A 12,136-nucleotide genomic window follows, 5' to 3' on the forward strand; every position below is an offset into this window, starting at 1 on the left:
CCCCTGGCGAAGCGCGGGGCGTTTGATCGGATTGCGGTCGCCGGATTATTTCCACTCGAAATAGATCGTGCCACCCTTCATGCCCGACCTGAACTCGCCTTCCAGACGATTCTTGCCCTCGACCGGCCGCAACTGGACGGAAACCTCTTCGCACTTGGCGTTGCCCGGGATGACGAACTGCCAGACGCCACCCTTGAAGTTGGCAAGGCTTTCCCCCGAACGGGTGCAAGCATCGTTGAAGGTCACCTTCAGCTTGGCCATCTCACTGCCTTGCATCTGGATCAACTCGGCTTCCACTTTGTTGCTGGCGCCATCCTTGGTTTGCTGGATGCCAGCCATCTTCGGCGGCAAGGCGGCTGCGGCGAACACCGGCAAGGCGACCAGACACAAGCAGGTTACTGCAATTTTGCGAACGATCATGTGAGCTCCTCGGTTGTTGACACTCCATAATATCCCAAATGGCATCCCGGGGTGGTTTTCGCTGGGTGAGCGCATTCTTTTGATGGCATTTTTATACCCGGTTTCATAGCATCCGGGGCTATGAGATTTTTGCAGCAATCCAGCCAGGCGATTGGTTACTTTTGGGGCGTTCTGGGAACATGCCTCGGTAGCCTGTTGATCAGTCCACTGCGCAATCTGGTTGACCTTTCGAATGTGGCGCTGCTCTATGTCTTGGCGGTAGTCGTGATGGCGGTCAGTTTCGGTCGTGGCCCGGCCGTGGTGACGGCTTTGATGGCATCCTTGTGCTACGCCTACTTCTTTGTACCGCCCCATTTCTCCCTGGCCATTACCGAAGGACAGTACCTGCTGGCCGCCATCATCATGCTCGTTGTGGCGCTCATCGTCAGCCACCTGACCTCCAGGCTGAAGCAGCATGCCGACTTTACCAGCCGCAAGTCGGTCGAAAGTACGAAGCTGTATGAACTGACCCAGGAATTGGCCGGAGCGACAACCCCGGACGTGGTCATCGAATTGGCGACGCAATTCCTGGCTGCATCATTTGGGGCTCGCCAGATCCGTGTCTATTTCCCCGCAGATTTTGAGTCTGCCTCCGGGCCGGCTTCGCCGGCCTTGCTCAAACAATGCATCGAACGACATGAACTTCTGTCCCGCCCGACTAGTCAAGGAAGGTTCTATGCCCTGATTCCGCTGGCCGCTGCCAGTAGCAGTCAAGGTGTGCTCGGATTCGAAGTCGAGTCTTCCACGCTAGGCTCGCAGGATGCGGTCGAGCATATTGAAACCGTCGCCTCGATCGTTGCCGTCGCCCTGGAGCGTTCGTATTTTGTCGAGAAAGCTCGCCAAACCGAGATCAAGCACGCGGCAGAGGCCTTGCGCAGTTCCATACTCTCAGCGCTATCGCACGATTTGCGGACGCCGCTCACCGCGCTGGTCGGGATGGCCGAAACGATCGCCCTGGGGAAGGTTCCGGCCGACAAGCAGCAGCAAACGCTGGAAGCGATCCGCAACCAGGCCGTTTCGATCAGCCAGCAGATGACCAATCTGCTCGAGATGGCCAAGCTCAGTGCCGGCAAGTTTCAACTCAATCTGGCCTGGCAGCCGGTTGAAGAGGTGATTGGCGCAACCTTGCAGCAGGTCGCTACGCAGTGGAAAAACCGGGCGGTTACGGTCGATCTGGCCAAGGACCTGCCGCCGATCAATATTGATGCCGTGCTGATTGAACGCGTGCTCTGGAACCTGGTGGAGAATGCGATCAAATACTCGCCGGCCGATACGCCCGTTGAAATGCTGTTCAAGCGCGTCGATGAAGAGATGGAAATCGCCATCTGCGACTCGGGAACAGGAATCTCGTCGGAAAACACCGAGACCTTGTTCGAATTGTTCCAGCGTGGCAAAACGGAATCGGAAATTCCCGGCATCGGTCTCGGCCTCTCGATCGCCAAGACCATCGTCGAAGCGCACGGCGGAACGATCACGGCCCGCAATCGCGATGGCTGCGGTAGCTGTTTCCGGGTTCGACTGCCCCTTGGAAATCCCCCTTGTTTTGAACAGATGGATGGGCCAGCCTGATGGATATGGAAACCATCCTGATTGTCGAAGACGAGCAGCAAATTCGCGAAGCCGTCGCCATGGCCCTCCAGTGCGAAGGATTCAATGTGTGCGAAGCGGGCACCGCCAGTCATGCCGCCGTCCAGGCGGCCACCCGCCAGCCTGACCTGCTCGTCCTCGATCTGGGCTTGCCGGACCGGGATGGCGTAGATTTCGTCCGCGACTACCGTGCCTGGTCAACCACGCCGATTCTCGTCCTCTCCGCCCGTAGCGAAGAAGGCAGCAAGGTTGATGCCCTGGATGCCGGGGCCGATGACTACCTGACCAAGCCCTTCGGCATTGCCGAATTGCTCGCCCGTGTTCGTGCCCTGTTGCGACGGCGGCAACCCGACCAACAGGCATCGCTCCCCACACTGCTCTTTGGTGACTACCTGATCGACTGCGTCAATCGCGTGGTTACCCGCGCCGGCGTCGCCATTCACCTGACCCAGATCGAATATCGTCTTCTCGCCTTCCTGGCCGCCAATCCGGGCCGGGTCCTGACCCATCGTCACCTGCTGAGCCAGGTATGGGGCGGCCAGGCGGTCGAAAACCATCAGTACCTGCGGGTCTACGTCGGCCACCTGCGCCAGAAGATCGAAGACAACCCGGCTCAGCCCCGCCACATCCTCACCGAGATTGGTGTGGGCTATCGTTTTCAACCCTGATCATTTTTTCCCCATCCCTTTAGATATCCCTATGAGCGCCTATTCCACCGAAACCGTTTTGTCCGTTCATCACTGGAACGACACCCTGTTCAGCTTCCGTTGCACGCGCGGTACCAGCCTGCGCTTCACCAGCGGCCAGTTCGTGATGATTGGCCTCGAAGTCGACGGTCGCCCGCTGACGCGGGCCTACAGCATTGCCAGCGCCAGCCATGAAGAGCATCTCGAATTCTTTAGCATCAAGGTCGAAAACGGCCCGCTGACCTCGCGCCTGCAACACCTGAAAGTGGGCGATCCCGTGCTGATCAGCCGCAAGCCGACCGGGACGCTGGTTCTCCGCGACCTCAAGCCCGGCAAGCGCCTGTTCATGTTTGCCACGGGCACGGGCCTGGCACCCTTCATGAGCCTGATCCACGAACCGGAAACCTACGAACGCTTCGAGAAAATCATCCTGATTCATGGCGTGCGCTGGACCAACGAGCTGGCCTACCATGACTACATCGAGGAAGACCTCCGGGACCATGAGTATCTGGGCGAGATGATCCGCGAACAGCTGATTTATTACCCGACCGTGACGCGCGAGCCTTTCCGCAATGAAGGCCGGCAGACCGACCTGATCATGTCCGGCAAGCTCTTTTCCGATCTCGGCATTGAACCGCTTGATCCGGCGACCGACCGCGGCATGATCTGCGGCAGTCCGGCCATGCTCAAGGAAATATCGTCGATGCTGGATGGCTTTGGCTTCGAGATATCGCACCGCATCGGCGAAATGGGCGATTACGTTATTGAACGGGCCTTTGTCGAGCAATAATCGGCAAGATGTCGAGTGATGGTAGCAATGCCGAAAACAACGCGATTATTAACATTAAGCCACGTTCAGAAGGCATTGATTTTGAAGCAATAGCCTCCGCCTGTGGCACATTGATCCGTGCCCTGGTCGATCATCAGACAGGTTCTCCCGAGCAAGTGCTGGCTTGGGAGAACGGCATGGCCAAAATGCCACAAGCGCTCTGCGATCGATTTCCACCGCTCGCCAGGCTCCATGAGCTGGCCCGGAAAGCCTGGCCGACGGCCAACGATCAATCGGAAAATTGAGCAGTTGGCCAACCAAGCCCCCATTCGCAATGGCGATCGAACGACGACTGCGTGCGCAAGGGTTTACTTACATAGTAGTAATTCATAATTACCAACTGATATAGTTCGCCTTTTACCTTTGTAATAGTCCCTGCCGCCCGATGGCCATAAAAACAGAAAAAATTGCCGCCAGGCAATCCGACGGCCCCAATTGCTCGACGCCCCGCTGGACGGTTCAGACCCTGTTGGGATGGCTGGTCATCGCCTGCCTGGTCCCCGGCATCGTCGGGGCGGCCCTCCTGTTTTTCCATGAATACCGGGAGGGTCGTGCCCGCCTGGAAAAAGACACGATCCAGACGGCTCGCGCCTTGGTTCAGGCAGTTGATGCGCACCTGCTCAAAGCGCAGGTTGCCGCCCAGTCTCTGTCGACCGCCGGCGCCCTATCAAAAGGCAACTTCGCCGATTTCCAACAGCGAGCGACGGCCTTGCTGGCCACGACCAAGGCAGGAAGCAACGCTGTCCTGACCGACCAATCCGGGCAGCAGATCGTCAACACGCTCAAACCGTTCGGGCAAGCCTTGCCCAGGCACGGCAACCCCGCCGTCGCGCGCCGCATCTTCGAAACGGGAAAGCCGGTAATTTCAGACTTGTTCATTGGCGGGCTGACCCAACGTCCGGTGATGAGCATCGATGTCCCGGTGCTGAGCGAAGAAAAAGTGGCTTACGTGCTTAGCATCGGCATCGAACCCAAGGACTTCAGCGGCATATTACTCGCCCAACGGCTGCCGGAAAGCTGGGTCGCAGCCATTTTCGATACGACGGGCACGATTGTTTCCCGTACGCACAACGCCGATCAGTTCGTCGGGCAAAAAGGAACGGCGGAATATATCCAGCGCTTCCAGGAGTCCCAGGAAGGGGCCATGGAGACGATTACCCGGGAAGGAATTCCGGTCTTCTCGGTCTTCAGCCGTTCCGCTGTCACCGGCTGGACGGTCGGCATCGGCATTCCCCGCCAGGCCCTTGAGGCGGAGCTGCAGCACAAGTTCGTGACCCTGGCCTTGGGCATGATTGCCGTATTTGGTTTCGGGGCCATGCTGGCCTGGTTGATCGGCGACCGGATTGCCGTTTCGGTACGAGCCTTGCAAGCGCCGGCCCGGGCGCTCGGTGCAGGCGGGCCATTGCCGGCGTCCGAGGTGCATATCAAGGAAGCGGCCGAAGTACTTGGTGCGATGAGCGAAGCCGAAAACTTGCTTGAACAGCGCACGGCCAGTCTCCAATCGACCTATCAATCACTTTTGCTCAGGGAACAGGAACTGCTTGAGGCGCACCGGCTGGGTAGGTTTGGCATCTGGCAGTGGAATGCCAAGTCTGGCGAAATTACTGTTTCCGAGGAGATACGCCATATCTATGGGCGCGACGTTCCACCGTTCCCGGAACAGCGTGGCACCCTCCTCTCGATCGAGTCCTGGGAACGCGTCAATGCCGCGGCGCAAGAGGCATTGAAGACAGGCATTGGTTACGACCTCAAATTGCAAGCCTATCGCAACGACGGAACACACATCTGGATTCATGCCAAATGCGAGGCCATTCGCGATGCCGAGGGTGAGGTCATCGCGCTACGGGGAACCGTACAGGACATTACCGAGCGCATAGAAGCCGAAAAGGCACTGCGCAACAGCGAGATCCGCTTCCGGGCGACGTTCGATCAGGCCGCGGTTGGCATGGCGCACGTTTCACTGGAGGGGAAATGGCTACACGTCAATGACCGGATTTGTGAAATTCTTGCTTACCCGCGCGATGTCCTGCTTGGCCTGACCTTCCAGGAAATTACCTATCCTCCGGACCTGCATACCGATCTCGACTATCTCCAACAATTGCTGGTGGGGAGTATTCCCAGCTACAGCATGGAGAAACGCTATGTCCGGCGGGATGCCACCCTGACCTGGGTCAACCTCACGGTTGCGCTGGTCAGAACGCCGGAAGGAAAGCCCGATTATTTCGTCTCGGTGCTGGAGGACATTCAATCCCGGAAGGAGACCGAGACGGCGCTGGACGAAGCACGCAAGCTCTATCGGCAGCATCTGGAACAACAAGTGGCGGAACGGACGGAAGCGCTGATGCTGGCCAACCAGGAACTGCAGCGCCTTGCTCTTCAGGATGCATTGACCAAACTACCGAATCGCTTGGCGGCGAACGAACGCCTGCGCCAGGAATTCCTGCGCCTAAAGCGTACCGGCAGCCCTTATTGCGTACTGATGATGGATATCGATCATTTCAAATCGATCAATGACACCTACGGTCACGAGACTGGCGACCATGTCCTTCAGCATTTTGCTGCAACGGTGGCAGGAACGCTCCGCGCCACCGATTTCGTTGCCCGTTTTGGCGGTGAAGAATTCATCGCCCTCATGCCGGACACTGAAATCGAAGGCGCCATGGTCAGCGCCGAGAAAGTCCGCAATGCGATCCAGGCAGAGAGCTTCCCGGTGGTCGGCCAGGTGACCGTCAGCATTGGCGTCGGGCTTGCCCGGGCAGCGGATGCCAATGAGGACGAAACCGTGCGCCGGGCCGATGCCGCCCTGTATTGTTCGAAGAAGGACGGGCGAAACAGGGTGAGTTCCTGAAGCGGTTGGCGAGGCTAAATCTCTCTTCCACCAGTCTCTGCAACTGCTTGATCCAATAAATCAGCTTTTTCGATCAGCTTCAGAACGGATGCCCGGCTTTATCGGCGGCAGAAAACCGGTGACCAGCCGGGTGGAATCAAGCTGCGCTGAGCCCCGGCCAGGGAATCGAAAATCGAGGCCGCTGCTCGCATTCGGCTAATCCGAAGTCGCCAGATCCCTGCACAGCGAAACAGCTCTGGCACCGGCAGTCTTCTCCAGATAGCGGACAAATTCGGGTGAATAGGTAGTGCATGACAGCCGCTGTTCACGGATAAAGCGGATGTGCTTTTCCAGCGCCCAAGCGATGGTGGTTTCCCATTCCCGGTTGCCGCGGGTCAGGTTGAACAGCGATTCGAGCAGATTGACCGCCAGATTCTCTTTCCAGTAGCGGGTTTCCTTCTTCGCGTTCTTCGCAACCGGCCCGTTGAGCTGCTGCATCAGGTCGTTGTAGCGCAGAAACAGTTCGACGGCCCGGGCGTTGATTTCGGCCGCCTGCACATGCCGCTCCTGCAGCAGTGAGGCTTTCTGGGCGACGAGCAGTTCGCGCTGATTCTTCCCGGTCTCAATGAATTGACGGGAGCCGATAAAAAGCGCGGCGACGATGACCACCGACGTCGCAATGGTGGCCACGTGGGCCCAGATTTTGAGCCGATGTTCGCCGGTCGATGGGCTGCTTACGACAAGTGGCGCCTGTTCGACGGTATTTGCCGTCAGGGCGACGACGGGCGCCGGCTCGGCAAGGAATTGCTCGTTGGCCGCGACGGCTTCGCGAACTGGCGAACTCGGGAGAGGCTCTGGCACGCTGGCGACCGGCTCGGGCTGGTCGACCGGCAAATCGGCTGGCCGAATTGGTGCCGGTTCAGGCCTGCCCTGCTCTTCCGGCACCGCCAGATCGCTGGCCGACTCCGCCAGCGACTCGGTAACGAGGACCATTTTCGGCTTGACGCTCCGCCGGCGCGGTGCCTTTCGGGAATCGGCTTCACCTTCATCGAGGCCGGCTTGCTGTGTCGCGGGCACGCCAAGCAGCCCTTCGCCGACGAAAGGCCCGCTCAGCCCGGCCTGCAGAACAGGCGCACCGGTGGGCAATTCAAGTTCGGGAAAGGCGAGTTGTTCCTGCGTTTTTCTAAGTTTTCTTGCCATGATGCTCAAAGGGTGTTTCTCAGCGAGGTCGGCTCGCATTTTTCACAGACATCCCAGGGCAAACAGTCGCATAGCCGTTCCTGCACGACGAAAGCGCTGCCGACAAAGACCTTGCCGCTGGCCAGCTGTTTCCCGCTGCCACCTGCTTTGGCCGGGGCGGCACCGTCATGCGGGCTGGGCGACCACTTGGCGAACGGACTCAAGTCAGCCTCGCCGGCGACGTACCAGACCTTGAGCGCGGCATCCCAGCGGGCCCCGAGCTTTTTCACCTGGTCTTTTTCGGCGAAGGGAACCTTCAGATTCATCCGCATTTCATTCCCCCGTGGGTCATCTGTCGTGTCTGCACTGCCGTCATCCCTGATTGGCCAGCTTCCGGTTTTGGGGAAGGCCTGGCAAAGAAGGGCGCGAATTATAGTGAGACTTTGGCCGGCTGCCCGGAAAAATGGCCGAGGCTAGGCAAGATCGGCGACCTCGGCATGGCGCGGGCAACTCGTCAGGTGATCGTTGACCATGCCGGCGGCCTGCATGAAGGCATAGCAGATCGTCGAGCCGACGAACTTGAAGCCGGCTTGGCCAAGGGCCTTGCTCATAGCGTTGGAGGCCGCGGTCTTGGCCGGCACCTCGGCCAGCGTCGTCCATTGATTCTGGCGCGGGGTGGCGCCGACGAATTGCCAGAGGAAATCGCTGAACGACTTGCCGTCGGCGGTCAGCGCCAGGAACGAGCGGGCATTCTGGATGGTCGCCGCGACCTTGGCGCGATTGCGGATAATTCCCGGATCGGCCAGCAAGGCGGCAACTTTCTCATCGCCATAGCGGGCAATCACGGCCGGCTCGAAACCGTCGAACAGACGCCGGTAGTTTTCCCGTTTCTTGAGCACCGTCGCCCACGACAAACCGGCCTGCGCGCCTTCGAGGATCAGCAGTTCGAACAGGGCACGGTCATCGCGCAGCGGCACGCCCCATTCGGTATCGTGGTACGTGCGGTACAGGTCAAAACCTGTGCACCAGGGACAGGGTTCCATCGGCATCGACTCGGCAGGCAAAAGCCTAGTCTACCGATTTGAAGCCGGGCGGCTCATCGTCGTTTGCATTTTCTTCGACCGCCCCGTCCTCCGCCGTTTCCGGCTGGGGGTCCGGCTCGTCCGTCAATGGCGCTTGTTCCAGCAGGCCGGGCAGTTCGATCGGCTGGCCAAAGGTGCGCGGGCAGCATTTCTCGATCTGGTCGGACAGGTAGTCGATGCCCGCCGTCACGCGGCTGACCGGGTCTTCCATCAGGCTGTGCCAGATGTCTTCCACCCCGGCCGTCAGATTTTCGCGGAGCAGCGCCTCGGTGGGGCCGCGTGCGCTTTCGTGCAACATGATGCCGACACTGGCGGCGCCGAGGGTAATCACCGAACCGGCGATGCCGCCGATCAGCGCCGAAATGGCACTCGCCCCGCCACTGATCGCCAGGCGTTCCAGCAACTTTTCGCTGACCCGCCGTGCGACCGGCGATATCCGCGTGGTCGACAGCCCGGCTCCCGCCTCGATGGCAGCCTGGTGCCCCTGTTCGAGCAAGGCGGCATAGGCCGGCAGGCTGTCGAGTTTGCCGGCATGAAGCAGTTGGTAGAGGGAGGCATTGTGGGTTGCCGGTGGCGTCAGCTCGATGGCCGGAATCGCCTTGAGCCGCCGGTCGAACTGCTCGGGCGGCAGGTCGTAAAGCAGGGCGATCGGTTGCAAAGCCGACCGCAAGCTCTGGACATAGTATTGGGTCGCCTGCGCCCTGACCGCCTCGGGATCGACCTCTGCGGCCACCGGCGCCAGCACACGATCACGGAACTCGACCTGCAGGTAGGTCGCCAGCCGGTTGACGACCGCCTCCTTCTCCTCACTGGCGCTCAGCTTGTACCAGGCGATCCGGGCCGACAGCCATTGCTGGGTCCAGTAACCGGAAAACCAGGGAATGAAATCCGCCTCGACCCGACTGGCGACCAGTTGCCGCCAACGCTCCATCTCGACGCGGGCAAAGTGCCGGGCCGGCCCGGCGGCGGCCAGCGAAGCGGCGCCGATGTCGCTATCGACTTGCAGCCAGGTTGTTTCGGAAATCTCGACGACCGGCGTCGGTTCCGGCACGACCGGTTCGGGAACGCGCTCCGGCGTGGCGCACCCAACCAGCGCGAGCAGCAGGGCGACGGAAATGCGCCCGACGGCCAGGGCGGTCGTAAATGAGGGTTTGGTAAGCAGTTTCATGCCGATCGAGGCAGCCTCCAGAAATGGCAGCTTCACTGTTCATGCTAGTCGACAGGCCGCCAAAGCCCCAGCCAACATCGGTATATCGAAATAACCTGAAATTCTTTGTCGACCGCAGGAATGCCCGGCAGAATGGCCCCACTTCGCCGGATTTAATCGATAACTTGCCAGGGCGGATGACAAATACTGGCTAAAGCGTCGCTCGCTCCACCCTCCCCGGGAGCCGGCCTCGCCGGATACACCGGGGAGCAAGGAGTTACCAATGGTTCTGACCCTCGAATTGCCGATCCGCCCGGCTGTCATCGACCTGTTCGCCAGCTACGAAGACCGCTTCGGCGCCCTGCCCGGCTGGCTCGACGAAATCCCGCCCGGCGATGCCCGTTACCTGCTGCGCCAAGCCTTGCGCCGTGGGGCGCCGCTGGTGCCGGCCGATTACCTGTCTTGATCGAAACTCGGTCGCCGTCAGGACTATGAGTCTGCGACTGCATCTGCCAAACTGATCGGGCAGACGATTCAATCGCCATCCCCCGTCAAGGAGACAGCATGCGTATCGGCGTTCCCAAGGAAATCAAGAATCACGAATACCGCGTCGGCCTGACGCCGGCCTCGGTCCGTGAAGCGGTGGCGCATGGCCACGAAGCCTTCGTCGAGCGCGCCGCCGGCACGGCCATCGGCCTGACCGATGAACAATACCGGGCGGCCGGCGCCACGCTGCTCGACACGGCCGACGAGGTCTTCGCGCGGGCCGAACTGATCGTCAAGGTCAAGGAGCCGCAGCCCGAAGAATGCCGCCGCCTGCGCCCCGACCAGGTGCTGTTCACCTACTTGCACCTGGCGCCGGATCGTCCGCAGACCGAGGCCCTGCTCGCCGCCGGCGTTACCGCCATTGCCTATGAAACGGTGACCGATGCCCACGGCGGCCTGCCGCTGCTGGCGCCGATGAGCGAAGTCGCCGGCCGCATGGCGGTGCAGGCCGGGGCCGCCCACCTGGAGAAATCGAAAGGTGGCGCCGGCGTGCTGCTCGGCGGTGTTCCCGGCGTCGCCCCGGGCAAGGTCGCCATCCTCGGCGGCGGTGTCGTTGGTTATAACGCGGCACTGATCGCTGTCGGCCTGGGGGCCGAGGTCACGGCGGTCGACCGCTCGCTCGACCGGCTGCGCTGGCTGGACAGCCAGTTCGGCAACCGGATCCGGACGCTCTACGCCAACCGCGCGAACATCGAAGCCAGTGCCTTCGACGCCGACCTGGTGATTGGCGCCGTACTGGTCCCCGGTGCCGCGACGCCGCACCTGCTGGGCCGCCAGGATCTCGCCCAGCTGCGGCCGGGCAGCGTGCTGGTCGACGTCGCCATCGACCAGGGCGGCTGCTTCGCAACCAGCCAGCCGACCACGCATACCGATCCGACCTATGTCGTCGACGGCATCGTGCATTACTGCGTCGCCAACATGCCGGGCGCCGTCGCCCGCACCTCGACCTTCGCCCTCAACAACGCCACCCTGCCCTTCGTGCTCGCCCTGGCCGGCAAGGGCTGGCGCCAGGCTTTGCAGGACGATCCGCAACTGCGCAACGGCCTCAACACCCACGCCGGCCAACTGACCTGCCAGGCGGTGGCGACGGCCCTCGGCCTGGCCTGGACCGATCCGGCGCAACTGATCGGGCTGCCCTGAGCGGCTACCGGCGCCAGCGCCTTATTCCGGCCGCTCGAGGTCCGGAAAAAGCACATCGGTAAAACCGAAATGAGTGAAGTCGCGAATTCGCGATGGGTAGAGCCGACCGATCAGATGGTCGCATTCATGCTGCACGACGCGGGCGTGAAAGCCATCGACCGTCCGGTCGATGGGCTGTCCCGCCGCATCGAACCCCTGATAACGAACCCGGGCCGGCCGTGGCACTTGGCCCCGCAAGCCGGGTACGGAAAGGCAGCCCTCCCAGTCCGTCGCTTCGTCGTCGCCGATCGGCGTGATCACTGGGTTGATCAGGATGGTCATCGGCACCGCTTCGGCATCTGGATAGCGCTCGCTTTCCTCAAAACCGAAGATCACCACCTGTAGCCCGACCCCGATCTGGGGCGCGGCCAGGCCCACGCCGCCCGCGGCGTGCATGGTATCGAACATGTCCTCGATCAGCGCTTGCAGGCTGGCCGAGCCAAACTCGGTCACCGGCTCGGCGGGCCGAAGAAGCAGCGGTTCGCCCATGCGCAGGATATTTCTTGCGGCCATTGTCGTCAGACTCCAGAGTTGAATGGCGAGAATCTGAACATAATTCCGCCCAGCCTGAAAGCCGTCGCTGGCCGGCTCCGCCAAACGATTGCTGCGGTCGAC

General features: G+C 61.0%; 14 protein-coding genes. 7 read left to right on the forward strand and 7 right to left on the reverse strand.

Annotated features, from left to right (window positions below; translation table 11 throughout):
• Positions 1-45 precede the first annotated feature (45 nt).
• Positions 46-420, reverse strand: a complete 375-nt coding sequence (locus tag AT959_RS05290) for a hypothetical protein (RefSeq protein ID WP_066881337.1) — start codon at positions 418-420, stop codon at positions 46-48.
• A 120-nt stretch (positions 421-540) separates the two neighbouring features.
• Here AT959_RS05290 and AT959_RS05295 point away from each other — a divergent pair, with 120 nt between their 5' ends.
• The 4 genes from AT959_RS05295 to AT959_RS21015 are packed head-to-tail and all read left to right on the forward strand — an operon-like array spanning position 541 to position 3,806.
• Positions 541-2,028, forward strand: a complete 1,488-nt coding sequence (locus AT959_RS05295; RefSeq protein WP_083518222.1) for a DUF4118 domain-containing protein — start codon at positions 541-543, stop codon at positions 2,026-2,028.
• A complete protein-coding gene (locus AT959_RS05300; protein WP_066881339.1) occupies positions 2,028-2,714 on the forward strand; it encodes a response regulator in 687 nt (228 codons plus the stop codon). Before AT959_RS05295 ends, AT959_RS05300 begins: the two co-directional genes overlap by 1 nt.
• A gap of 31 nt (positions 2,715-2,745) precedes the next feature.
• The gene (locus AT959_RS05305) at positions 2,746-3,522 is read left to right on the forward strand and encodes a ferredoxin--NADP reductase (protein WP_066881341.1); all 777 of its coding nucleotides are present in this window, start codon (positions 2,746-2,748) and stop codon (positions 3,520-3,522) included.
• An 8-nt stretch (positions 3,523-3,530) separates the two neighbouring features.
• Entirely contained in the window at positions 3,531-3,806 is a 276-nt protein-coding gene (locus AT959_RS21015; protein ID WP_157651216.1) for a hypothetical protein, read from the forward strand.
• On the opposite strand, the gene AT959_RS21370 is transcribed toward AT959_RS21015, so the two are convergent.
• Positions 3,791-4,177, reverse strand: coding sequence for a hypothetical protein (locus tag AT959_RS21370; protein ID WP_169795447.1), 387 nt, complete (start codon positions 4,175-4,177; stop codon positions 3,791-3,793). The genes AT959_RS21015 and AT959_RS21370 overlap by 16 nt on opposite strands.
• 93 nt (positions 4,178-4,270) lie before the next feature.
• Between AT959_RS21370 and AT959_RS05310 the strand changes: the two genes are divergently transcribed.
• Positions 4,271-6,409 (forward strand): diguanylate cyclase, encoded by a 2,139-nt coding sequence (locus AT959_RS05310; protein WP_169795448.1) that lies wholly within the window; start codon positions 4,271-4,273, stop codon positions 6,407-6,409.
• 195 nt (positions 6,410-6,604) lie between these two features.
• Here AT959_RS05310 and AT959_RS05315 read toward each other — a convergent pair whose 3' ends face one another.
• The 4 genes from AT959_RS05315 to AT959_RS05330 form a co-directional block, all read right to left on the reverse strand.
• Entirely contained in the window at positions 6,605-7,588 is a 984-nt protein-coding gene (locus tag AT959_RS05315; RefSeq protein WP_157651217.1) for a hypothetical protein, read from the reverse strand.
• A 5-nt stretch (positions 7,589-7,593) separates the two neighbouring features.
• Entirely contained in the window at positions 7,594-7,899 is a 306-nt protein-coding gene (locus AT959_RS05320; protein ID WP_066881347.1) for a DUF5710 domain-containing protein, read from the reverse strand.
• A 141-nt stretch (positions 7,900-8,040) separates the two neighbouring features.
• A complete protein-coding gene (locus AT959_RS05325; RefSeq protein ID WP_066881348.1) occupies positions 8,041-8,616 on the reverse strand; it encodes a DNA-3-methyladenine glycosylase I in 576 nt (191 codons plus the stop codon).
• A 19-nt stretch (positions 8,617-8,635) separates the two neighbouring features.
• Positions 8,636-9,853 (reverse strand): hypothetical protein, encoded by a 1,218-nt coding sequence (locus AT959_RS05330; RefSeq protein ID WP_066881350.1) that lies wholly within the window; start codon positions 9,851-9,853, stop codon positions 8,636-8,638.
• A 226-nt stretch (positions 9,854-10,079) separates the two neighbouring features.
• Here AT959_RS05330 and AT959_RS05335 point away from each other — a divergent pair, with 226 nt between their 5' ends.
• The gene (locus tag AT959_RS05335; RefSeq protein WP_066881352.1) at positions 10,080-10,262 is read left to right on the forward strand and encodes a hypothetical protein; all 183 of its coding nucleotides are present in this window, start codon (positions 10,080-10,082) and stop codon (positions 10,260-10,262) included.
• A 98-nt stretch (positions 10,263-10,360) separates the two neighbouring features.
• Positions 10,361-11,482: an alanine dehydrogenase gene (gene ald / locus AT959_RS05340; protein ID WP_066881354.1), complete on the forward strand. Its 1,122-nt coding sequence runs from the start codon at positions 10,361-10,363 to the stop codon at positions 11,480-11,482.
• A 21-nt stretch (positions 11,483-11,503) separates the two neighbouring features.
• Here ald and def read toward each other — a convergent pair whose 3' ends face one another.
• Entirely contained in the window at positions 11,504-12,034 is a 531-nt protein-coding gene (gene def, locus AT959_RS05345; protein WP_066881738.1) for a peptide deformylase, read from the reverse strand.
• Positions 12,035-12,136 lie beyond the last annotated feature (102 nt).

Origin of the sequence: Dechloromonas denitrificans (genome assembly GCF_001551835.1) — a bacterium.
GTDB classification, from domain to species: domain Bacteria; phylum Pseudomonadota; class Gammaproteobacteria; order Burkholderiales; family Rhodocyclaceae; genus Azonexus; species Azonexus denitrificans.

Bases quoted from the DNA above. Each gene is read 5' to 3' on its own strand.
- AT959_RS05305 (WP_066881341.1), top strand. From the start codon at position 2,746: ATGAGCGCCTATTCCACCGAAACCGTTTTGTCCGTTCATCACTGGAAC.
- AT959_RS05290 (WP_066881337.1), bottom strand. From the start codon at position 420: ATGATCGTTCGCAAAATTGCAGTAACCTGCTTGTGTCTGGTCGCCTTG.
- AT959_RS05315 (WP_157651217.1), bottom strand. From the start codon at position 7,588: ATGGCAAGAAAACTTAGAAAAACGCAGGAACAACTCGCCTTTCCCGAA.
- AT959_RS05325 (WP_066881348.1), bottom strand. From the start codon at position 8,616: ATGCCGATGGAACCCTGTCCCTGGTGCACAGGTTTTGACCTGTACCGC.
- AT959_RS05295 (WP_083518222.1), top strand. From the start codon at position 541: ATGAGATTTTTGCAGCAATCCAGCCAGGCGATTGGTTACTTTTGGGGC.
- AT959_RS05320 (WP_066881347.1), bottom strand. From the start codon at position 7,899: ATGCGGATGAATCTGAAGGTTCCCTTCGCCGAAAAAGACCAGGTGAAA.
- AT959_RS05335 (WP_066881352.1), top strand. From the start codon at position 10,080: ATGGTTCTGACCCTCGAATTGCCGATCCGCCCGGCTGTCATCGACCTG.
- ald (WP_066881354.1), top strand. From the start codon at position 10,361: ATGCGTATCGGCGTTCCCAAGGAAATCAAGAATCACGAATACCGCGTC.
- AT959_RS21015 (WP_157651216.1), top strand. From the start codon at position 3,531: ATGTCGAGTGATGGTAGCAATGCCGAAAACAACGCGATTATTAACATT.
- def (WP_066881738.1), bottom strand. From the start codon at position 12,034: ATGGCCGCAAGAAATATCCTGCGCATGGGCGAACCGCTGCTTCTTCGG.
- AT959_RS05300 (WP_066881339.1), top strand. From the start codon at position 2,028: ATGGATATGGAAACCATCCTGATTGTCGAAGACGAGCAGCAAATTCGC.